We start from the raw sequence: 20,591 nt of genomic DNA, 5'->3' as shown, positions 1-20,591 counted from the left end.
CCACCGAGCGCGCCAGGAGGAGTCAAGACATATGCAGCCCCTCATCGACAACGCCCGGTCCTTCGGACAGCGCCCTGAGGAGTTCGCCCAGCTCGCCGAAGGCCAGTCCCCGCAGGTCCTGTTCATCACCTGCTCCGACTCCAGGGTGGTACCCGCCCTGATCACGGGCGCCCGCCCCGGCCAGCTCTTCGAGCTGCGCACCGCGGGCAACATCGTCCCGCCCCACACCTCGGAACACCCCACCAGCGAGGCCGCCACCATCGAGTACGCCGTGGACGTGCTCGGCGTCCGCGACGTGGTCGTCTGCGGCCACTCGCACTGCGGCGCGGTCGGCGCGCTGGTGCGCGGCGACGACCTCGACGCCGTACCCGCCGTGCGCGACTGGCTGGCGCACGCGACGCCGCGCCCCTCGGGCCGGTCCGAGGACCCGGAGGTCGCGGAGGCCGTGCAGAGCCACGCCCTCACCCAGCTCCTGCGACTGCGGTCGTACCCGTGCGTCGAGCGCGCCCTCGCCGAGGACCGGCTCACCCTGCACGCCTGGTACTACGAGGTGCACACCGGCGCCGTCCGGACGCACCGTCCGCTCACCGACACCTTCGAAGCCCTGTGAGCGCGCCGATGAACAACACCAAGGACACCGGGGGCGCCCGGAGCACGCCGGACGCCCCGTCCCCCCGCACCCTGATATCCCGCTTCCCGCATCTGCGGCAGGACTTCGCCGCGTCGCTGGTCGTCTTCCTGGTCGCGCTCCCGCTCTGCGTGGGCGTGGCCGTCGCCTCCGGTGTCCCGGCCGAACTCGGCCTGGTCACCGGCATCGTGGGCGGCATCGTCACCGGGCTGATGCGCGGCAGCAGCCTCCAGGTGTCCGGCCCGGCCGCCGGACTGACCGTGCTGGTCTTCGAGGCGGTCAAGGAGTTCGGCCTCCCGATGCTCGGCGCGATCGTGCTGGTCAGCGGGGCGCTCCAGCTGCTGATGGGCGGCCTGCGGCTCGGCCGGTACTTCCGGGCCATCTCGGTCTCGGTGGTCGAGGGCATGCTGGCCGGTATCGGTCTGATCCTGATCGCCGGGCAGCTCTACCCCGCGCTGGCCGCCAAGGCGCCCGACTCCGGTCTCGGCAAACTGGCCGGGCTACCCGGCGCGCTTCTCGGCGCCCTCGGCGACGGCACCGCGCTCGCCTCGCTCGCCCTGTGCGCGGGGACGGTCGCGGTGCTGGTGCTCTGGAAACTCGCTCCGGCCAGGCTCCGCGCGGTGCCCGGCCCGCTGGCCGCCGTCGGACTCGCCACCCTGGCCGCGCTGCTGCTCGGCCTGCCGGTGGCCACCGTCGAGGTGCAGGGCCTGCTCGGCTCCGTACAGCCGCCCCCGCTCGGCGCGTTCGGGGAACTGGCGAGCGTGGCCGCGATCGGCACCGTGGTGGCGTTCACGCTGATCGCCTCCGCCGAGTCGCTGTTCAGCGCGGCGGCCGTGGACCGTATGCACGACGGCCCGCGCACCGCGTACGACAAGGAACTGATCGCGCAGGGTGCGGGCAACGCGGTCTGCGGGCTGCTCGGCGCGCTGCCGATGACCGCGGTGATCGTGCGCAGCGCGGCCAACGTGCAGGCGGGCGCCCGCACCAAGGCGTCCCGTGTGATGCACGGCGTCTGGCTGCTGCTGTTCGCCGCGCTGCTGCCGGGCGCGCTGGCGTACATCCCGATCCCGGCGCTCGCCGGAATCCTGATCTACTCCGGCGCCAAGCTGGTGCCGGTGCGGGCGCTCGCCTCGCTGTGGCGGCAGCACCGGGGCGAGGCGGTGATCCTCGCGGTGACGGCCGCCTCCATCGTCGCGGTCAGCATGTTCGAGGGTGTGCTCATCGGACTCGCGCTGGCCGTGGCCAAGACCGCGTGGGAGTCCTCGCACGTGAAGCTGGAGGTGCTGGAGGCCGCGGACCAGGGTGCCGACACGGTCGAGGCGCGGCTGTCGGGCAACGCGACCTTCCTGCGGCTGCCGAAGATCCTCGACAGCCTGGAGTCCCTGCCCACCGACCGCCCGCTCCGACTGGACCTGTCCGGCCTGCACCATCTGGACCACGCCTGCCGTACGGCACTGGAGAACTGGGCCGAGCGGCACAGCGCGGCGGGGATAGATCCGGTACGGGTGACGGCGCTGCGGCCGAGGGGAGAGGCACTGGGCGCGGTGTGAGAGCCGGGGACCGCCCGACGGGGCCCGCGGTGAGAGCGCGGGCCCGGTGACGGCGGACCCCCCGGTGAGCGTGCGGACCGTCTGACAGCGGGCCCCGCGCGAGAAGGTCGGACCCGTCCGGTTCCGTTTGTCCGGGGCCGGGCGGGTCCGTCTGTTCGAATCCGGGCATATCGTTGAAGAAGCAGGCAGTCAGCCTCTCCCGCCGAGGGGGTCCACCATGCTTCCTGAACTGCTCGGAGCCGTGATCGCCGTCCTGTGCGTCGGTCTCGTGTGCCTCGGGATGGCCGCGCGGGTGGTGAAGCAGTACGAGCGCGGGGTGCTGTTCCGGCTCGGCCGCCTCGCCGGTGAGGTCCGCGAACCGGGGCTGACCCTGGTCGTGCCGTTCGTGGACCGGCTCACCAAGGTGAACATGCAGATCGTGACGATGCCGATCCCGGCCCAGGAGGGCATCACCCGCGACAACGTCACCGTGCGCGTGGACGCGGTCGTGTACTTCCGGGTGATCGACGCGGCGAGCGCCCTGGTCAAGGTCGAGGACTACCGGTTCGCGGTCTCCCAGATGGCGCAGACCTCGCTGCGCTCGATCATCGGCAAGAGCGACCTGGACGATCTGCTCTCCAACCGTGAGCAGCTCAACCAGGGCCTCGAACTCATGCTGGACAGCCCGGCCGTCGGCTGGGGCATCCAGGTGGACCGGGTCGAGATCAAGGACGTGTCGCTGCCCGACACCATGAAGCGGTCGATGGCCCGCCAGGCCGAGGCCGACCGGGAGCGCCGGGCGCGGATCATCAACGCGGACGCCGAACTCCAGGCGTCCAAGAAGCTCGCCGAGGCGGCCCAGCAGATGGCCGACACCCCGGCGGCCCTCCAGCTCCGGCTGCTCCAGACGGTGATGGCGGTCTCGGCGGAGAAGAACTCGACGCTGGTCCTGCCGATCCCGGTGGAGCTGCTGCACTTCCTGGAGCGGGGGAACCGGCCGGAGGGTGCGGCGGAGCAGCGGGGTGCGCGGATGCCGTCCGGGACGCCGGTTCCCGCCATACCGGACGCCGTGCCGGACGCCGTGCCGGGTCCGGGTCCGCTGGACATGTCGGAGCTGCCGCCGCTTCCGGAGCAGGTGGAGTCGGAGTCGGAGGGTGAGGATGAGGGCGGCCCGGGTGAGCCGGGCATGCCGGGGATCGGGGAGCGGCAGGTGACCGAGAGCTGAGCGGCCCCCGCTCCCATCACGCCCGGCGCGTCCCGTCCCCGTCAGGCCCGGCGCGTCCCGCCCCCGTCAGACCCGACTCGCGCGCCCCGTCTCACGCGGCCGTCCCGGTCCGCCCCGCCGGGCGAGTGACCGGACGGTCGCGGCACGGGTCATATCAACCGATAACCGTTCATTCAGTCCTACTTTCGTACGGTGATCGCTTCCGTACGCCGTATCGCCGCCGTCTGCGCCCTGGGTGCCGCTCTCGCCGCCTGCCAGAGCGCCGACCCCCACGCCAAGGCCGCTCACCCGGCCCCCGCCCGTCCGGGCGCCTCCGCCTCCCCCTCCCCCACCGGCCCGCCGGTGCTCGCGCCCGGCCCCGGTGGTCTGACCCCGGTGTTCGAGCACGGGCCGCGCACCGCCAAGACCGTCGCGCTGACCTTCGACGCCGACATGACCGCCGACGAGGGACCGCGCGCCGCCTCCGGTGAGCGGTTCGACAACCCCGGTCTGATCAGTGCGCTGCGCTCGCTCAAGGTCCCGGCGACCGTGTTCATGACCGGCCGCTGGGCCGACGAGTACCCCGCCGAGGCCCGTGCGCTGGGCACCGACCCCGGGTTCGAGGTGGCCAACCACTCCTACAGCCACTACGCGGCCACCGCCGACTGCTACGGCCTGCCGACCGTCGGCGCCGACGGCATCCGCGCGGACGTGGAGCGGGCATACACCTCGCTGCGCAAGGCGGGCGTCCGCAACCCCATGCCGTACTTCCGCTTCCCCGGCGGCTGCTACGACGACAAGGCGCTGCGCGCGCTGAACGGCACCGGCGTCACCGCGGTCCAGTGGGACGTGGTCAGCGGCGACGCGTTCGCCACGGACGCGGACGCGGTCGTACGGCAGGTGCTGGACGGGGTGAAGCCCGGTTCGGTGGTCGTCATGCACTGCACACGCAGCGCGGCGCCGACCACCGAGCAGGTCGTCCGCACGGTCGTCCCGGAACTGCGCAGGCAGGGGTACCGGTTCGTCAAAGTGTCCGAGCTGATCGGACAGTCCCGCGCGGGACGGTGAGCGTCCTACGCTGGAGGGCATGAGCGCACCCGACGACTCCGGTCACCGCACACCCGTCGTACCGGCGCGGCCGGTCACCGCCGACGGCCCGCCGTACGCGGAGTGCGTGCTGTGCCGGGAGCCGACGGAGTACCCGGAGTCGCACCGGGGGATCACGCTGTGCCCGGTGTGCGAGTGGCAGGAGGCGCAGCGCACCGCCTGCTCGGGGTGACCCGCCCCGGCGGGCGGCGCCGCCACGCCCCGTAGGCTGGGCTCCCGTGACATCTGAAGCCGCTGCTCCGGGCGAGAGCCCCTTCCAGACCGAGCGCACCGCCCGCGACGAGGCGCCCCAGTTCGTACTGCCCCTGGTGGTCCGGATCGAGCGGGACGCGCCGCCCGCCCGCACCGACGCGCTGGAGACGGCCGCCCGTGCCGTCCTCGTCCTGCTCTCCGACGAGCGGGCGGACGGGGACGGCGCGTGGGCGGAGGCCGTGCGGAACTGGGAGGACGCCCGTATCCGCAAGGTCGTCCGGCGGGCGCGGGGCGCGGAGTGGCGGCGGGCCGGGGCGCTGCCCGGCATCACCCTGACGGGCGGTTCGGCGGAGGTACGGGTCTTCCCGCCGGTTCCGCTGGACGGCTGGCCCAAGGATCTCGTGAAGCTCCAGGTGTCCGGCACCGAACTGGACGACCCCGGTGAGCCCGCCCCGCCCGCGCCCGGCGTCCCGGTCCTCTGGCTCAACCCCGATCTGGAGATGTCCGCGGGCAAGACGATGGCCCAGACCGGCCACGCCGCCCAACTCGCCTGGTGGGCCCTCTCCCCCGCCGCCCGCACCACCTGGCGCGAAGCCGGTTTCCCCCTCGCCGTCCGCACCGCCGCCCCCACCGCCTGGCCCCGTCTCACCGCCTCCGGCCTCCCTCTGGTCCGTGACGCGGGCTTCACGGAGATCGCACCGGGCAGCGCGACCGTGGTGGCGGACCACCCGGCCCTGCGATAGCCGGTCAGACGTTGGCCTGGCAGGCCGCGAGGGCCAGCCTGCCGAGGACGGCGCGGTCGTACCGCGCGAGCGTGAGGGCGGCCTTGTGCGGTGGGCCGTCCGGAGTGATGTCGTAGCGGGCGAGGGCGGCCTTCCGGAGGTCGTCGTGCAGGTTGTCGGAGACGCACGGGATCGCCATGAGCAGGACGTGCGCGGCGCCCTTGTGGCCGGGCAGCAGGCGGGCCCGCAGCGGCTCGCCGTACGTCCAGGTGATCGTCTTGCGGTTGCCGCTGCGCGGCAGGACGCGGCCGGGATTCTGCGCGGCCGACAGGGACTCGTCGTACAGCGGGAGGACCACGTCCTGCTCGCGGAACCCCTCGCCGGGCGGCAGATACACGGCGAAGCCGATGTTCACGGCGTGGTCCGAGGTGGCGGAGAGTTCGACGTCGGGGGTCTTCAGCCCCGGATAGCGCTTCTCGGCGAACCACCCCAGGGCGGCGGGACCGGCGGGGTACTGGTGGCCGCAGACCTTGTCGTCGGCCCGGCGCAGACCCTCGTAGGGGGTCGCCGGGATGACGTAGGCGTCGGTGATGAACTGGTCGCCGGACTGCTCGTCGGAAAGGGTCTCGGCGGTCCAGGAGCGCCAACTCCACCACGAGGAGGGCTGCTTGGCGATCCGGAGCCAGCGGTTGGTCACCCACTGCTGGTGCTTGGTGGAGCCGGTGTCGTCGAGGATCGGGTCACCCAGGCAGTAGTCGGAGAACCCCACCGAGCAGTCGGCCGGGAAGCGCCCGTTCGCCGGGTGTGCGCGACCGGGCCCGCTGCGGCTGTTGTTGCCCAGGTCGCCCGCGGTCAGACCGACGTACGCGGTCTTCTGCGTACGGGCGTTGGGGCAGGCCGCCTTGGGCAGGCCGGGCCTGTCGATGGGCGAGAACAGACTCACCGCCGACACGGCGAGCACCAGCAGCCCGGTGACCCCGGTGACGACGTTCCACCGGTCGGAGGCCCCGAGCGCCGGACCCGACGCGCCTCCCGGCGGCCGGTGCGCCAGCCCCAGCGCCAGCGCGAGGACCGCGAGGGCGGCGATCATGCCGTCCACCCGCAGCACCTGCGTACGCCCGTAGAGCACCCCCTGGGACACCAGCGCCACCCGCGCGACCAGCGCCACGACGCTCGCCCCGGCCAGCAGCCGGACCGGCCACCACGACCGCAGTACCCATCCCACGACCCACCCCCGGCCCGATGGTTCGGCGCCGCCCCACCGGAGCGGGGACGGGCCACCGGTGACCATCCTTCCCCCGCACCGGAACGCTTATCCGGACACACGGGCCGTGCGGGCCGGGGCGGGAGTCCCGCGCGCGTGGACGCGTGAGGAGCGGGTGCCGGACGGTGCTGCCGTGTTCCGGGGGCCGGGCCCCAAGCTCAAATGTTGCTCTGAAGGGCGGCCGGGCGGGGTTCGGGGGGAGTGAGCTGGGCCATATTTGCCTCGTTCGCGGGAGGGCGCGTTCGCGGGAGGGGAGGAGCGGTGATGGAGAGTTCGGTGCGGCTGGGGGCCGGGATCGGGTGGCGGCCGGAGATCGCGGAGGCCGTGGAGCGGATGCCGGGGGTGGAGTGGGTCGAGGTCGTGGCGGAGAACATCTGTCCCGGACACCTGCCCGACTCCCTGGTACGGCTGCGCGAGCGCGGTGTGACCGTCGTACCGCACGGTGTCTCCCTCGGTCTCGGCGGCGCCGAACCGCCCGCCGAGGACCGGCTGCGGGCGCTCGCCGAGCGGGCGGAGGCGCTCGGCGCGCCCCTCGTCACCGAGCACATCGCGTTCGTACGCGGCGGCGGGGCGCTCACCGCCTCGGCGCCGCTGGAGGCGGGTCATCTGCTGCCCGTCCCCCGCACCCGCGACGCCCTCGACGTGCTCTGCGAGAACGTGCGCGTCGCCCAGGCCGCCCTGCCGGTCCCCCTCGCCCTGGAGAACATCGCCGCCCTCTTCTCCTGGCCCGGCGAGGAGATGTCCGAGGGCCGGTTCCTCGCCGAACTGGTCGAACGCACCGGCGTACGGCTCCTCATCGACGTGGCCAACCTGCACACCAACCACGTCAACCGGGGCGAGGATCCGGCGACCGCCCTCGCGGAACTCCCCGTAGAGGCCCTCGCCTACGTCCATGTCGCCGGGGGCCACGAACGCGACGGCGTCTGGCACGACACCCACGCCCATCCCGTCCCGCGCCCGGTCCTGGACATCCTCACCGACCTCGCCGCCCGCACCGCACCCCCCGGTGTCCTGCTGGAGCGGGACGACAACTTCCCCCGGCCCGCGGAACTGGAGCGGGAACTCGTCGCCGTCCGGCAGGCCGTGGAGCGCGGGCGCGTCCTCGGCGACCTCCGGGGCACGCGTACGGCGGTCGCGGCGGCGGCACTCGCGGCGGGCCGGGTCGGCGGGGAGCCCGGGCCGGGGGCGACGGCGGCTACTGCCACCCCTGCCCCTTCGGCTTCGGGCGCGGGCGCGGGTGCGGGTGCGGCTGCGGGTGCGGTCGCCTCAACTCCCGGCGAGAACAGCACACTTGCCTCTCCGCACGACACCCTCGTCCCCGCCCGTCAGCGCCTCGCCGTCGCGCAGGCCGCCGTGCTCTCGGCCCTGGTCGCCGGGACCCCCGTGCCCGAGGGATTCGACCGGGTGCGGATGGGCGTGCAGGCGCGGGCGCTCGCCGCGAAGCGGGCGGACGTGGTGGCGAAGGTCGCGCCGGAACTGCCGGAGATCCTCGGGGAGGGCTACCGCGCGGAGTTCCTGCGGTACGCGCGCACCAGGCCGATGACCGGCGGATACCGGCGTGACGCCCTGGACTTCGCCGCGGCCCTGCTGGCCGGTGACCGCCCGGCCGACGACCGCGCGCGCCGCCTGCTCCAGGAGTGGTGGGCGGACCGCGCCGGTCCCGAACCCCGGCGGCCGGGCCTGGCCTCCCGCGCGAGGGTGCTGCTGCGCAGGGGCTGAAGGGCGGGGCGTCCAGTGCGGACCCCGTCCCGAGCCGTCTCCCCCACGGGGTAGGCCGCCCCCGCACCCGGCGCCGCCCCGATCCGCCGCAGTACGATGCCCTTTCCGCGCCCCACGCACTCCGGCGCGGTGCAGGAGGCACCATGCGACCACGAACTCCCGCCCCCGGCCGGGGCGTTCTCAGCGGTACCGGGCTCATCGTCGTGGCCCTCGCGGCGACCGCCGCCGCGCTGGTCTACCCGGTCTGGTCGTACGCCGGACGGTCCGGCGCGGCCAGCGCCGACGTGCTGTCCGCGCGGACGGTCACCACCCCCTACGGGCCGCTGTCCGCCGCCGACCGGGACTTCGTCACCAAGGTCCGCCTGGCGGGCCTGTGGGAGCTGCCCGCCGGGGAGATGGCACGGCGCAAGGGGACCACGGAGGCCGTACGGGACGCGGGACGGCACCTCGTCGAGGGGCACACCACGCTGGACGCGCACGCCCGCACCGTCGCCACGCAGTTGAACCTCCCGCTGCCCAACGAGCCCAACGAGCAGCAGCGGCAGTGGCTCGGCACCCTGCGGAGCAGCCAGGGCAAGGAGTTCGACGGGCGGTTCGCGGAGATCCTGCGCCTCGCGCACGGCCGGGTGTTCTCGCTGGTCGCGCAGATCCGCGCGAGCACCCAGAACGTGCTGGTCCGCGACCTGGCCGAGGACGCCAACGCGACCGTGCTGGACCACATCCGGGTCCTGGAGGCCACCGGGGACGTAGATTTCCCCGGCATCGCGCGCGACCTCGGCGCCTCCCCGACCCCGGTGCCCACTCCCCCGCTGGTCCCGCCCGCCTCGGTGCTGCCGGTCGTACCCGGCTCGAACGGGTCGTAGCAGCGGGCGTGCGCCGCCTCCCGCGCGGGGGGCGTCGCGGGCGCGGTACGGCAGGTGCGGGCGGCGGTGCCGGTCGTACTGGCCCCGGCGGGGATGCCGCGTCCGTGTGACCCCGACGGATCTCAGGGGCGTGCGCCCGGCCTCAGGGGCGCATGGGCGCATTGGGGGCGACACCCGGACTCCGGTGCTTGCGCCGGGCGGTGACCGTCCGAAACATCCCTGGTGTCGTGCCGGGCCGTGGCAGCCGTGCCATCGCCGCCGCACCGAAGGGACATGCGATGAGAACTGCCGCCCTGTTCACGGCCGCCGGTTCCCTGCTGCTCACCACCCTGGCCGTGGCCCCGGCGGGCGGCACACCCCAGGCGCGCGGCGCCGCCGCAGCGGCCGACCCCGGCCCCTCCGGCGCTCTCGGCTCCCCCGGCTCCCTCGGTGCTCCCGGCGCCGCCGAACTCCGGGGCGTCACCCTCGCCGCCTCCCGGGCGCGCGCGGCGGGCATCGCCTTCGGCCCGTGCGACGACCTGCCCGGCGCCCCCGACACCCTGCGCTGCGGCACGGTCCGCGTCCCGCTGGACTACGCCCGCCCGGACGGCGGACAGATCGAGCTGACGGTGAGCCGCGCCCCGGCCACCCACCGGGACCCGCACAACAGCAAGCGCAAGGTTCCCGGCCAGGGCGCCCTGGTCTACAACCCCGGCGGCCCCGGCGCGTCCGGGGTGTACTTCCCGCTGGCCGGGACGCTCCCCGCCTGGCAGCGCATCGCCGCCGCGTACGACCTCGTCGGGTACGCCCCGCGCGGGGTGGACGGCACCGACCCGCTGTCCTGCGAGGACCCGAAGACGCACATCAAGGCGCCCACCCCGTCCCCCGAGCACCCCTCGGAGGAGTACAAACGGCAGCGGACCGCGCAGGCCAGGGAGTACGCGCGCGGCTGCCTGACCCGCTCCGGCAACCGGCTGCGCCACTACACCTCGCTGAACAACGCCCGCGACCTCGACGTACTGCGCGCCGCCCTCGGCCAGGACCGGCTGACGTTCATGGGCGCGTCGTACGGCACCTACTTCGGCGCGCTCTACGCCACCCTCTTCCCCGGCCACGTACGGCGGATGGTGCTGGACTCGGCGGTGGACCCGGACCCGGCCAAGATCTGGTACCGCGACAACCTCGACCAGTCGGCCGCGTTCGAGGAGCGCTGGACCGACTTCCGCGAGTGGATCGCCCGGCACGACGAGGTGTACGGCCTCGGCACCACCGCCGAGGCCGTGCGGCGCGCCTACGACACGGCGAGCGCGCGGCTGGCCGAGCGGGCGGCCGGGGGCGAGGTGGGCCCCGGCCAGTTGCAGAACGCGTTCCTGACCGCCGGGTACTACGACACCTACTGGCCGAGCCGGGCCGCCGCGCTCTCCGCCTATCTCAAGGGCGACCCGGAACCGCTGGTGAAGCTGGCGCGGCCGGACCGGGACGGGGTGGCGAAGGCGGAGAACTCCACCGCCGTCTACACGGCCGTCGAGTGCAACGACGCGGACTGGCCGACCGACTTCGCGGTGTGGGACCGGGACAACACCCGGCTGGCGCGCACCGCGCCGTTCGAGACCTGGGACAACGCGTGGATGAACCTGCCGTGCGCCTACTGGCCCGCGCCCCGGCAGCGGCCGGTGGACGTGCGGACCGCGCCCGGTGACACCCCGCCGGTGCTGATCCTGGCGGCGGAACGGGACGCGGCCACGCCGTACGCGGGGGCGCTGGAGATGAACCGGCGGCTGGCCGGGTCCGCGCTGGTCACCGAGCGGGACGCGGGCACGCACGGCATCGGCGGCGGCCCCAACGCCTGCGTCAACGCCCACCTGGACGCCTACCTGCTCCGGGGCAGGGTGCCCGGCCGCCACACGACCTGCGCACCCCGCCCGGAACCGAAGCCGTAGGGGAAGCGGGGGTGCCCCCTCGAGGGCCGGGCCCCCGCGGGTGTGGCCTCAGGCCAGGCCGGCGACCAGTTCGGCCACGTCCTTGCGGCGGCCCGTGTAGAACGGGACCTCCTCGCGGACGTGCATCCGGGCCTCGGAGGCGCGCAGGTGCCGCATGAGGTCCACGATGCGGTACAGCTCGTCGGCCTCGAAGGCGAGAATCCACTCGTAGTCGCCCAGCGAGAACGAGGCGACCGTGTTGGCGCGGACGTCCGGGTAGCCGCGCGCCATCTTGCCGTGGTCGGCGAGCATCCGGCGCCGGTCCTCGTCGGCCAGCAGATACCAGTCGTACGAGCGGACGAAGGGGTAGACGCTCACGTAGTCGCGGGCCGTCTCGTCCGCGAGGAACGCGGGGATGTGCGAGCGGTTGAACTCGGCGGGGCGGTGCAGCGCCATGTTGGACCAGACCGGCTCCAGCGCGCGCCCGAGGCGGGTGCGGCGGAAGAGGTTGTACGCCTCCTGGAGCTGGTCGCTGGTCTCCGCGTGCCACCAGATCATCAGATCGGCGTCGGCACGCAGCCCGGACACGTCGTAGGTGCCACGGACGGTGACGTCCTTGGCGGCGAGCTGGTCGAAGAGTTCCTGGACCTCTTCGGCGTAGCCCGCGCGGTCCTCGGGCAGCGCGTCCTTCAGCTTGAAGACGGACCACAGGGTGTAGCGGATGACCTCGTTCAGGTCCTTGGCCAGCTTGCCCTTGTTCGGGATTCTGCCGGGCTCGGTGGTGGGGGCGTCGTCACTCATGGGCCCCATTCTCCCGCTCCGCCCGCCGTGCTCGGCACCGGGTGGGCCCTGGCGGACGGCGCCTCACGCGTCCGGCGCCCCGGCCCCCTCCAGTACGCCGCCCGCCACCGCGTCCACCGCCGCCCGCGCGCTCGCCACGCAGGCGGGGATGCCCACGCCGTCGTACGCGGCGCCGCAGACCGCGAGGCCCGGCAGCTCGGCGACCCGCTCGCGGATGCGGGCGACCCGCGCGTGGTGGCCGACCGGGTACTGCGGCAGGCCGTCGGTCCAGCGGGTGACCCGGTACTCCAGCGGCTCGGCGTCCAGGCCGGTCGCCGCCCGCAGGTCGTGCCGGGAGACCTCGGCCAGTTCGGTGTCGTCCCGCTCCAGGACGGCCGCCTCGCCGTACCGCCCCACCGAGGTGCGCAGGACGAACACGTCCGGGTCCTCGTCCGCGATCCAGCCCCACTTGCGGGACGCGAACGTGGACGCCTTGATGGTGTGCCCGTCCACCGGCGGCACCAGGAAGCCGCTGCCCTCGGGCAGGCCGAGCCCGGCCCGCCGGTAGGCGAGGGTGACCAGCGCCATCGACGCGTACTCGACCGTGTCCAGCGCGGTCGCGGCGGCCGGGGCCTCGGCGCGCAGCAGCCGGGCGGCGGCCGGTGCGGGCACGGCGACGATCACGGCGTCGGCGGTGAGGACACGGCCGGGGGTCCCGACGTGCCAGCCACCGGCGGGGTCGCGGCGCAGCGCGGTCGCCGGCGTCCCGGTGAGGATCTCACCGCCCCGCGTGCGGACCGCGTCCGCGACGGCGAGCGGGAGGGTGCCGACCCCGCCCTCGATGCCCATGAACACCGGGTCGGTGCGGGGGTTCGCCGCCGCGCGGGCCTGGATCTCGCGGACGGCGCCGGTCAGCGAGGTGTGGGTGCGGGCGGCCTGGTAGAGCTGGGGGACGGCGGAGCGGAGCGAGATGCGGTACGCGTCGCCCGCGTACACCCCGCCGAGCAGCGGCTCGACCAGCCGGTCCACGACCTCGCGGCCGAGCCGGGCGGCGACGTACTCGCCGACCGCCACGTCGTCACCGACCTCGGTGCGGGGCAGCTCGGCGTCCCGCTCGACGCGGGCCAGCCCCTCGGCGGAGAGCACCCCGGTGAGCGCGGCGGCGGTGCCGGGCACGCCCATGACGTGCCCGCCCGGCATGGGGCGCAGCTCGCCGCGCGTCCACAGGGCGGCGCTGGCGGTGGCGGGCGGCTGGAGCCGGTCGGTGAGTCCCACCTCGCGGGCGAGGTCCAGCGCCTCCGGGCGCCGGGCGAGCATCGACTCGGCGCCGAGATCGACCCGTACGCCCGCGATCTCACCCGGCAGGAGCTTGCCGCCGACCCGCTCCGACGCCTCCAGCACGGTCACCCGCGCCCCCCGCCCGAGCAGCCGCAGCGCGGCGGCCAGTCCGGCGACACCGGCCCCGATGACGACGACATGCCTGCTGGTGGTGGTCGCTGCGCTCATGCCCCCACTGTCTCAGATCCCCGTGTCCGGGCCCGCGGCCCCCCGCACGGCGAGCCCGCCCGGCGCCGAAGTGGGCGTGCGCCGTAGCGTGTTCGTATGAGTGACAAGGGTGGGCGCGAGCGCCTGGTCGTCATCGGCGGGGACGCCGCCGGTATGTCCGCCGCGTCGCAGGCGCGCCGGATGCGGAAGCCGGACGAGCTGGAGATCGTCGCGTTCGAGCGCGGGCACTTCACCTCGTACTCGGCGTGCGGCATCCCTTACTGGGTGAGCGGCGACGTCGGGGAGCGGGACGAGCTGATCGCCCGTACCCCCGAGGAGCACCGGGAGCGGGACATCGACCTGCGGACGCGGACCGAGGTCGTGGAGATCGACCCGGAGCGGCGGGCGGTCCGCACCCGGGACCTGGACGCCGGTACGGAGGCGTGGACGGGGTACGACAAGCTGGTGATCGCCACGGGTGCCCGGCCGGTCCGCCCGGACATGCCCGGTATGGACGCGCCCGGTGTGCACGGGGTGCAGACCCTGGACGACGGGCAGGCCCTGCTGGACTCGCTCGCCCTGGACCGGGGGCGGCGCGCGGTGGTGGTCGGCGCCGGGTACATCGGCGTGGAGATGGCCGAGGCGCTGATCAAGCGCGGCTACGAGGTGACCGTGGTCAACCGGGGCAGCGAGCCGATGTCCACCCTCGACCCGGACATGGGGCGGCTGGTGCACCGGGCGATGGAGGGGCTCGGCATCACGATGGTCGGCGGCGCCGAGGTCACCGAGGTGCGCACCGGTGACGACGGGCGGGTCCGCTCGGTGGTGACCCGGGACGCGGAGTACCCGGCGGACGTCGTCGTCCTCGGCATCGGCGTCCGTCCCGAGACCGGTCTCGCCCGCGCCGCCGGGCTTCCGCTCGGCGCGCACGGCGGTCTCCGCACCGACCTCGGGATGCGGGTGCGGGGTCACGAGGACATCTGGGCGGGCGGCGACTGCGTCGAGGTCGTCAACCTCGTCTCCGGCCGCGAGCAGTACGTCCCGCTGGGCACCCACGCCAACAAGCACGGGCAGATCATCGGCACCAACGCGGGTGGCGGTTATGCCACGTTCCCCGGTGTCGTGGGCACCGCCGTCAGCAAGGTCTGCGATCTGGAGATCGCCCGCACCGGGCTCCGCGAGAAGGACGCGGAGCGGGTGGGGCTGCGCTTCGAGACGGTCACCATCGAGTCCACCAGCCGCGCCGGGTACTACCCCGGGGCCTCCCCGATGACGGTGAAGATGCTGGCCGAGCGCGGGACCGGGCGGCTGCTCGGCGTCCAGATCGTCGGGCGCGAGGGGGCTGCCAAGCGGGTGGACGTCGCGGCGGTCGCGCTCACCGCCGGGATGACCGTCGAGCGGATGACCGCGCTCGATCTCGGCTACGCGCCGCCGTTCTCCCCGGTCTGGGACCCGGTCCTGGTGGCGGCCCGCAAGGCGACGGCGAAGGTCCGGGGTTAGGGCGTGTTCCCCGCCGGGCTCAGCCCGTGCCGCTCAGGCGGGGCAGGGAGGCCACCTGGGCCTGGGCCGGGGTCTGCTGCGTCTGCTGGGTCTGCGGAGGGTGCTCGGTGGTCTGGCGGGCGTGGGTGGCGGTGGTGCGGAGGGTGCGGAGGCGGTGGCTGACGGCCTCGTCGAGGGTGACGGGGCGCTGGGTCTGGGCGGCGAGGCGGGCCGCGTCCTGGCCGAGCCGGGCGATGTCCTCCCAGGGCAGCCGTACGACGAGGCTGAGTTCCGCCTCGCCGTCGGGCAGGGCGTGCAGGGCGGGGGCGGTGCGCTCGTCCATCGCGTCATCCTCACGTCGGTTGCGCATCAATACGCGTGACCGCACCGGGGTGTTCACCGGTTCCGCCCGCCGCTTCGGGGCATTACTCCAGTGTGGTCATCCCCGTCCATGACGTGAATCCGGTGCGGCGTACGCCCCTTGTCACGTACGCGCTCATCGCCGCCTGTGTGCTCGTCTTCCTCACCATGCCCGGCACGGTGGTCCCGCCGGGCGGGGGCGACCGGCTGGCCCGGCTCTGCGATCTCCAGGCGTTCGTCGGCCATTACGCGGCCGTGCCGAGGGAGTTGATCCACGACCAACTGCCTCGCCTGGTGCCGACGGGCGCGGTCGGCACGGGCGTACACGGCCCCGGCTGTGTGCTCGGGCCGCCGTCCTACGACAAGTCGCCCGCGCTGTCGGTGTTCACGGCGATGTTCCTGCACGGCGGCTGGCCACACCTGCTCGGCAACATGCTCTTCCTGCTGATCTTCGGCAACAACGTGGAGGACCGGATGGGCCACATCCGGTTCCTCCTCTTCTACGTGTTCTGCGGCTACGCGGCGAGTTACGGGTTCGCGCTGCTCAACGCGTCGTCCGGGGAGCCGCTGATCGGGGCGTCCGGGGCGATCGCGGGGGTGCTCGGGGCGTATCTGGTGCTGTATCCGAGGGCCAGGGTGTGGGTGCTGGTGCCGTTCCTGGTGTTCCTGCCGCTGCGGCTGCCCGCCTGGCTGGTGCTGGGGTTCTGGTTCGTGCTCCAGGCGTGGTACTCCTCCGGGCACGCCGCCTCCGGCACCGCGAGCGTCGCGTACGCCGCCCACGTCGTCGGCTTCGTCACCGGCATGCTCCTCGCCTGGCCCCTCAAACCCGGCACCCCGCCCCCACCCGAACCCCGCAACCTCCTCTTCGGCCGCAGGGCCCACCCCCGCCGGGCATGGTGACGCGGCGGCGGAAGAGGGACCTGGGGGGGACGGAGCGGCGAGCGCTAACGCAGCGTCTTCGTGTGGACGTAGTCCACCAGGCGGGTCAGCGCGTCCGGGTCCGTGTTGGGCATGACCCCGTGGCCGAGATTGAAGATGTGCCCGTCGAGGGCGGCGGCGGAGGCGAGGACCTCGTCGGCGTGCGTCTCGACGGTGGCGGGGTCGGTGAAGAGGAGGGTGGGGTCGATGTTGCCCTGGAGCGCCTTGCCGGGGCCGACCCGGCGGGCGGCCTCGTCGAGGGGGACACGCCAGTCCACGCCGACGACGTCCGCCCCGGCCTCACCCATGAGCCCCAGCAGCTCCCCGGTGCCGACACCGAAGTGGATGCGGGGCACGCCGTACCCGGCGACGGCGTCGAAGACCTTGGCGGAGGCGGCCATGACGGAGCGCCGGTAGTCGAGGGGGGCGAGGGCACCGGCCCAGGAGTCGAACAGCTGGACGGCGGAGGCCCCGGCCTCGATCTGGACCTTGAGGAAGGCGGCCGTGATGTCGGCGAGGCGGTCGAGCAGGTCGGCCCACAGCTCGGGGTCGCCGTACATCATCGCCTTGGCGTTCTCGTACGTGCGCGAGGGGCCGCCCTCGACGAGGTAGCTCGCCAGGGTGAACGGCGCGCCCGCGAAGCCGATGAGCGGGGTGGATCCCAGCTCGGCGGTGAGCATGCCGATGGCCTCGGTGACGTAGGAGACGTCCTCGGGGGTGAGGTCGCGCAGCCGCGCGAGACCGGCGCGGGTGCGGATGGGCTCGGCGACGACCGGCCCGACACCGGGCTTGATGTCGAGGTCGAGGCCGATGGCCTTGAGGGGGACGACGATGTCGCTGTAGTAGATCGCCGCGTCCACGTTGTGGCGGCGCACCGGCTGGAGCGTGATCTCGGTGACCAGCTCGGGCCGTGTGCAGGACTCCAGCATGGGGACGCCCTCGCGGACCTTGCGGTACTCCGGGAGGGAACGCCCGGCCTGGCGCATGAACCAGACGGGGGTGTGCGGCACGGGCTCGCGCCTGCACGCCTTCAGGAAGGCGCTGTCGTACGTCGCTGTCGTCTGTCCGCCCGAGGGGCTTCCCGTTGCACTCACGCCGGAAAGTCTCCCACGGCCCGCGCGGTGAGAAGTGCGGGCGTCCTTGAGGGGGTGTCCTCCCCGCGCGGGGGCGCCGTTCCCCTTACTCTTCCCCGCATGGCTGCGGCTCAGGGACGACTGTCGGACGGCGCTGACGGAATGGACGACGCGAAGGGCACGGGTTCGGCTCCACCGCCGGCCTTCCGGGCCGCTGTGGACGCGCTGCGCGCGGCGCGGCTGCGACCCCAGGTGGAAGTGGACCCCACCCCCGCCCCGCAGCGGCTGGCGCCGTACGCGTACGCGCTGGAGGCGGTGGTGGCCGACGGCGAGCAGGAGCTGGCGGACGGCCGTCTGGTGCTGCTGCACGACCCGGCCGGGCACGACGCCTGGCGGGGCACGTTCCGGCTGGTGACGCTGGTGCGGGCGGAGCTGGAGCCGGAGATGGCGGCGGACCCGCTGCTGCCGGAGGTGTGCTGGTCCTGGCTGACCGGGGCGCTCCAGGCGCGCGGCCTGGCGTGCGGGGAGCCGAGCGGCACGGTGACGCGGGCGAGCTCGCACTACTTCGGCGGGATCTCGGAGCGTCCGCCCGCCTCGCAGATCGAGATCCGCGCCTCCTGGACGCCCCGCGAAGGGCTCGGCGGGGTCCCGGACACCGGCTCCCATCTGCTGGCGTGGTGCGATCTGCTGGCGCAGGTGGGCGGGCTGCCCCCGGCCGGTCCGGGTGACGCCTCGGTGGTGACGCTGCCGCAGCGCAGGGACCCGCAGGCCCGCTGAGCGGGACGCCCGCACGGCTCGACTGCCCGGTCCGCACGACCTCACTGCCCGGTCCGTACGGACCGGGCAGTGGTGCGTTCCCGGCCGTTTCCGCACACCGCCCTTGGCATTCGCGTACGGCAACCGGTCCTCCGGCGCTTAATCCTCCAGGGCCCCGTATTGACTCTCTCTTTGTCGATACGGCCACTTTTCGCACTCGAACGGCATCGACTCGAACCGACTCGATCTTCGGATGATCGAGCGCGCGTCCGAATTGCACGGAATGTTACTCACTAGATCGTGATCATTCCCTAAAGGCGGACGGGTTTGCTGCCGAAGACGACTGTGACCTTGAAAGCACGGTTCCTCCCGGCTTCCTCCCCACAAGCCGGGCCCCGTCCCCCCCACCCAGGAGGCCTGGTGTCCGTTCTCCTCGAGCAGCCCGCAAGCCTGGTCGCCTACCGCCCGAACAAGCCGACGGCGATGGTGGTCGTGGCCGACCCCCGCGTCCGTTCCACCGTCACCCGTCACCTGTGGGCGCTCGGCGTCCGTGACGTCATCGAGGCGTCGTCCGTCGCGGAGGCCCGTCCCCGTATCGGCAACCCCCGCGACATCTGCGTCGCCGACGTCCACCTCCCCGACGGCTCCGGCCTGACCCTGCTGTCCGAGACCCGCGCGGCGGGCTGGCCCAACGGCCTCGCCCTCTCCGCCGCCGACGACATCGGTGCCGTCCGCAACGCCCTCGCGGGCGGGGTCAAGGGCTACGTCGTCACCGGTACCCGCACCAACATCGGCCTCCCGACCCGGCCGGGTGCCGCCCCCATCGGCGCCGCCGGCCGCATGCACCGCCGCCCCCCGGGTGCCCCGAGCCACCCGGGCGGCTACCGCGAGCTGTCGGGCCGCGAGGTCGAGGTGCTCCGCCTCGTCGCCGAGGGCCAGTCGAACAAGGCCATCGGCGTCTCGATGGGCCTGTCCGCCCTGACCGTCAAGAGCCACCTCGCCCGCATCGCCCGCAAGCTGGGCACGGGCGACCGGGCCGGAATGGTCGCCGTCGCCCTGCGCACCGGCATCATCCACTGACCCGGCACCCCGCACCCCGCCTCACCTCTCCGCACCCCCGATCCCCCGCCCGTCCGGCCGCCCCACGCGGCCCCGCTGACCCGTCCGGAGCAGTGGCGGTCGCCCCGCGCGAACCGCTGATTCCACCGCCCTGACTGGTTTACGACCACCCGGCGCCCGTCGATGGAACGTTCCGTCGATGGGCGCCGTCGTTCCACGGATACTCTTGACAGGTGACCGACGCCCAAGACACCGCAGCAGACAGTTCCCTGCGTACCACCGGGGGCACTCCCCCGGACGAGGCCGGATCTTCTGCGGCGGGGGCGGCGACACCCCTGCTCGAACCGCGGGAGGGCATTCCGCCCGTGATCGCGGACGCGGAGGCGCTCGCCGAGGTGGTCGCCGCGTTCGCCGCCGGGACCGGCCCCGTGGCCGTGGACGCCGAGCGCGCCTCCGGCTACCGCTACGGACAGCGCGCGTATCTGGTGCAGCTGCGCCGCGAGGGCGCGGGCACCGCGCTGATCGACCCCGTCGCCTGCCCCGACCTCTCCGCGCTCGGCGAGGCGCTGTCCGGCACCGAGTGGGTGCTGCACGCGGCCACCCAGGACCTGCCCTGTCTGCGCGAGATAGGCATGCGGCCCGACCTGCTGTTCGACACCGAGCTGGCCGGGCGGCTCGCCGGGTTCCCGCGGGTCGGGCTCGGCGCGATGGTGGAGAACGTCCTCGGCTTCGTGCTGGAGAAGGGCCACTCCGCGGTGGACTGGTCCACCCGCCCGCTGCCCGAGCCCTGGCTGCGCTACGCCGCCCTCGACGTGGAACTCCTGGTGGACCTGCGGGACGCGCTGGAGAAGGAGCTGGACCGGCAGGGCAAGCTGGAGTGGGCCCGCGAGGAGTTCGCGGCCATCGCCGCCGCCCCGCCCGCCGAGCCCCGCAAGGAGCCCTGGCGCCGCACGTCCGGCATGCACAAGGTGCGCAGGCGTCGGCAGCTCGCCGTCGTGCGGGAGCTGTGGGAGACCCGGGACCGGATCGCGCGGCGGCGGGACGTGTCGCCGGGCAAGGTGCTCCCGGACGCGGCGATCGTGGAGGCCGCGCTCGCCGTCCCGGCGAACGCGCACGCGCTCGCCGCGCTGCACGCGTTCGGCAACCGGGTGGGCCGCCGCCAGCTCGACCAGTGGCAGGCCGCCGTGGACCGGGCGAAGGCGCTGCCGGAGTCGGCGCTGCCGCAGCCGGGGCAGCAGATCACCGGTCCGCCGCCGCCGCGCGCCTGGGCCGACAAGGACCCGGCCGCCGCCGCCCGGCTCTCCGCCGCCCGCGCCGCCGTCACGGCTCTGGCCGAGGAGCTGAACATGCCCCAGGAGAACCTGGTCTCCCCGGACACGGTCCGCCGGGTCTGCTGGGAGCCGCCCGCGCAGCCCGGCACCGACGCGGTCGCCCTCGCGTTGGGCGGGCACGGCGCCCGGAACTGGCAGGTCGCGCAGGTGGCGCCGGTGCTGTCCGCCGCGCTCGACAAGGCCGCGGCACAGGAGTCGTAGCAGCGCCGGCGGGACGGGTGGGG

18 protein-coding genes and 1 pseudogene are annotated in these 20,591 nt (G+C 74.1%); 14 read left to right on the top strand and 5 right to left on the bottom strand.

Annotated elements, in window-relative coordinates; translation table 11 throughout:
* Nucleotides 1-31: 31 nt before the first annotated feature.
* From KUM39_RS07625 to KUM39_RS07600, 6 genes are all read left to right on the top strand, one after another.
* Nucleotides 32-610, top strand: coding sequence for a carbonic anhydrase (locus KUM39_RS07625; RefSeq protein ID WP_217784653.1), 579 nt, complete (start codon nt 32-34; stop codon nt 608-610).
* A gap of 8 nt (nt 611-618) precedes the next feature.
* Nucleotides 619-2,178 (top strand): SulP family inorganic anion transporter, encoded by a 1,560-nt coding sequence (locus tag KUM39_RS07620; RefSeq protein WP_217784652.1) that lies wholly within the window; start codon nt 619-621, stop codon nt 2,176-2,178.
* Nucleotides 2,179-2,395: 217 nt separating this feature from the next.
* Complete coding sequence (locus tag KUM39_RS07615) at nt 2,396-3,382, top strand: slipin family protein (protein WP_246619769.1); 987 nt, start codon at nt 2,396-2,398, stop codon at nt 3,380-3,382.
* Between the two features lie 192 nt (nt 3,383-3,574).
* The gene (locus tag KUM39_RS07610; protein ID WP_217784651.1) at nt 3,575-4,429 is read left to right on the top strand and encodes a polysaccharide deacetylase family protein; all 855 of its coding nucleotides are present in this window, start codon (nt 3,575-3,577) and stop codon (nt 4,427-4,429) included.
* Between the two features lie 19 nt (nt 4,430-4,448).
* Nucleotides 4,449-4,640: a hypothetical protein gene (locus KUM39_RS07605; RefSeq protein ID WP_217784650.1), complete on the top strand. Its 192-nt coding sequence runs from the start codon at nt 4,449-4,451 to the stop codon at nt 4,638-4,640.
* Nucleotides 4,641-4,686: 46 nt separating this feature from the next.
* The gene (locus KUM39_RS07600) at nt 4,687-5,403 is read left to right on the top strand and encodes an aminoacyl-tRNA hydrolase (RefSeq protein ID WP_217784649.1); all 717 of its coding nucleotides are present in this window, start codon (nt 4,687-4,689) and stop codon (nt 5,401-5,403) included.
* Nucleotides 5,404-5,407: 4 nt separating this feature from the next.
* Here KUM39_RS07600 and KUM39_RS07595 read toward each other — a convergent pair whose 3' ends face one another.
* The gene (locus tag KUM39_RS07595) at nt 5,408-6,607 is read right to left on the bottom strand and encodes a hypothetical protein (protein ID WP_217784648.1); all 1,200 of its coding nucleotides are present in this window, start codon (nt 6,605-6,607) and stop codon (nt 5,408-5,410) included.
* 303 nt (nt 6,608-6,910) lie between these two features.
* On the opposite strand from KUM39_RS07595, the gene KUM39_RS07590 reads away from it, so the two are divergent.
* From KUM39_RS07590 to KUM39_RS07580, 3 genes are all read left to right on the top strand, one after another.
* Nucleotides 6,911-8,365, top strand: coding sequence for an MbnB/TglH/ChrH family RiPP precursor modification enzyme (locus KUM39_RS07590; protein ID WP_217784647.1), 1,455 nt, complete (start codon nt 6,911-6,913; stop codon nt 8,363-8,365).
* Nucleotides 8,366-8,508: 143 nt separating this feature from the next.
* Nucleotides 8,509-9,228, top strand: a complete 720-nt coding sequence (locus KUM39_RS07585; RefSeq protein WP_217784646.1) for a DUF4142 domain-containing protein — start codon at nt 8,509-8,511, stop codon at nt 9,226-9,228.
* Nucleotides 9,229-9,506: 278 nt separating this feature from the next.
* Nucleotides 9,507-11,147, top strand: coding sequence for an alpha/beta hydrolase (locus KUM39_RS07580; protein ID WP_217784645.1), 1,641 nt, complete (start codon nt 9,507-9,509; stop codon nt 11,145-11,147).
* A 48-nt stretch (nt 11,148-11,195) separates the two neighbouring features.
* Here KUM39_RS07580 and hemQ read toward each other — a convergent pair whose 3' ends face one another.
* Together hemQ and hemG are read right to left on the bottom strand one after the other, a co-directional pair.
* Nucleotides 11,196-11,927 (bottom strand): hydrogen peroxide-dependent heme synthase, encoded by a 732-nt coding sequence (hemQ, locus tag KUM39_RS07575; protein ID WP_217784644.1) that lies wholly within the window; start codon nt 11,925-11,927, stop codon nt 11,196-11,198.
* Nucleotides 11,924-13,412 (bottom strand): annotated as a pseudogene (gene hemG / locus KUM39_RS07570) (protoporphyrinogen oxidase). Before hemG ends, hemQ begins: the two are co-directional and overlap by 4 nt.
* A 96-nt stretch (nt 13,413-13,508) precedes the next feature.
* On the opposite strand from hemG, the gene KUM39_RS07565 reads away from it, so the two are divergent.
* Complete coding sequence (locus KUM39_RS07565; protein ID WP_217784642.1) at nt 13,509-14,891, top strand: FAD-dependent oxidoreductase; 1,383 nt, start codon at nt 13,509-13,511, stop codon at nt 14,889-14,891.
* Nucleotides 14,892-14,910: 19 nt separating this feature from the next.
* On the opposite strand, the gene KUM39_RS07560 is transcribed toward KUM39_RS07565, so the two are convergent.
* Nucleotides 14,911-15,213 (bottom strand): hypothetical protein, encoded by a 303-nt coding sequence (locus KUM39_RS07560; RefSeq protein ID WP_217784641.1) that lies wholly within the window; start codon nt 15,211-15,213, stop codon nt 14,911-14,913.
* Between the two features lie 92 nt (nt 15,214-15,305).
* Between KUM39_RS07560 and KUM39_RS07555 the strand changes: the two genes are divergently transcribed.
* A complete protein-coding gene (locus tag KUM39_RS07555; RefSeq protein WP_217784640.1) occupies nt 15,306-16,130 on the top strand; it encodes a rhomboid family intramembrane serine protease in 825 nt (274 codons plus the stop codon).
* Nucleotides 16,131-16,174: 44 nt separating this feature from the next.
* Here KUM39_RS07555 and hemE read toward each other — a convergent pair whose 3' ends face one another.
* Nucleotides 16,175-17,242: a uroporphyrinogen decarboxylase gene (hemE, locus tag KUM39_RS07550; protein ID WP_217784639.1), complete on the bottom strand. Its 1,068-nt coding sequence runs from the start codon at nt 17,240-17,242 to the stop codon at nt 16,175-16,177.
* Between the two features lie 99 nt (nt 17,243-17,341).
* Between hemE and KUM39_RS07545 the strand changes: the two genes are divergently transcribed.
* The 3 genes from KUM39_RS07545 (at nt 17,342) to KUM39_RS07535 (ending at nt 20,568) form a co-directional block, all read left to right on the top strand.
* Nucleotides 17,342-17,998 (top strand): DUF3000 domain-containing protein, encoded by a 657-nt coding sequence (locus KUM39_RS07545; protein WP_217784638.1) that lies wholly within the window; start codon nt 17,342-17,344, stop codon nt 17,996-17,998.
* A gap of 399 nt (nt 17,999-18,397) precedes the next feature.
* A complete protein-coding gene (locus KUM39_RS07540; RefSeq protein ID WP_217784637.1) occupies nt 18,398-19,057 on the top strand; it encodes a helix-turn-helix transcriptional regulator in 660 nt (219 codons plus the stop codon).
* A 212-nt stretch (nt 19,058-19,269) separates the two neighbouring features.
* The gene (locus KUM39_RS07535) at nt 19,270-20,568 is read left to right on the top strand and encodes an HRDC domain-containing protein (RefSeq protein WP_217784636.1); all 1,299 of its coding nucleotides are present in this window, start codon (nt 19,270-19,272) and stop codon (nt 20,566-20,568) included.
* Nucleotides 20,569-20,591: the final 23 nt, after the last annotated feature.

It is taken from the genome of Streptomyces corallincola (assembly GCF_019104725.1).
Lineage (GTDB): Bacteria > Actinomycetota > Actinomycetes > Streptomycetales > Streptomycetaceae > Streptomyces > Streptomyces corallincola.
The sequence above is the reverse complement of the archived record's forward strand: the minus strand, read 5'-3'. Positions and strand labels throughout refer to the sequence as shown.

Excerpts from the sequence above, each read along its gene's own strand:
- KUM39_RS07625 (WP_217784653.1), top strand. The coding sequence starts at position 32 with ATGCAGCCCCTCATCGACAACGCCCGGTCCTTCGGACAGCGCCCTGAG.
- KUM39_RS07620 (WP_217784652.1), top strand. The coding sequence starts at position 619 with ATGAACAACACCAAGGACACCGGGGGCGCCCGGAGCACGCCGGACGCC.
- KUM39_RS07615 (WP_246619769.1), top strand. The coding sequence starts at position 2,396 with ATGCTTCCTGAACTGCTCGGAGCCGTGATCGCCGTCCTGTGCGTCGGT.
- KUM39_RS07605 (WP_217784650.1), top strand. The coding sequence starts at position 4,449 with ATGAGCGCACCCGACGACTCCGGTCACCGCACACCCGTCGTACCGGCG.
- KUM39_RS07590 (WP_217784647.1), top strand. The coding sequence starts at position 6,911 with ATGGAGAGTTCGGTGCGGCTGGGGGCCGGGATCGGGTGGCGGCCGGAG.
- KUM39_RS07585 (WP_217784646.1), top strand. The coding sequence starts at position 8,509 with ATGCGACCACGAACTCCCGCCCCCGGCCGGGGCGTTCTCAGCGGTACC.
- KUM39_RS07580 (WP_217784645.1), top strand. The coding sequence starts at position 9,507 with ATGAGAACTGCCGCCCTGTTCACGGCCGCCGGTTCCCTGCTGCTCACC.
- hemQ (WP_217784644.1), bottom strand. The coding sequence starts at position 11,927 with ATGAGTGACGACGCCCCCACCACCGAGCCCGGCAGAATCCCGAACAAG.
- KUM39_RS07565 (WP_217784642.1), top strand. The coding sequence starts at position 13,509 with ATGAGTGACAAGGGTGGGCGCGAGCGCCTGGTCGTCATCGGCGGGGAC.
- KUM39_RS07560 (WP_217784641.1), bottom strand. The coding sequence starts at position 15,213 with ATGGACGAGCGCACCGCCCCCGCCCTGCACGCCCTGCCCGACGGCGAG.
- KUM39_RS07545 (WP_217784638.1), top strand. The coding sequence starts at position 17,342 with ATGGCTGCGGCTCAGGGACGACTGTCGGACGGCGCTGACGGAATGGAC.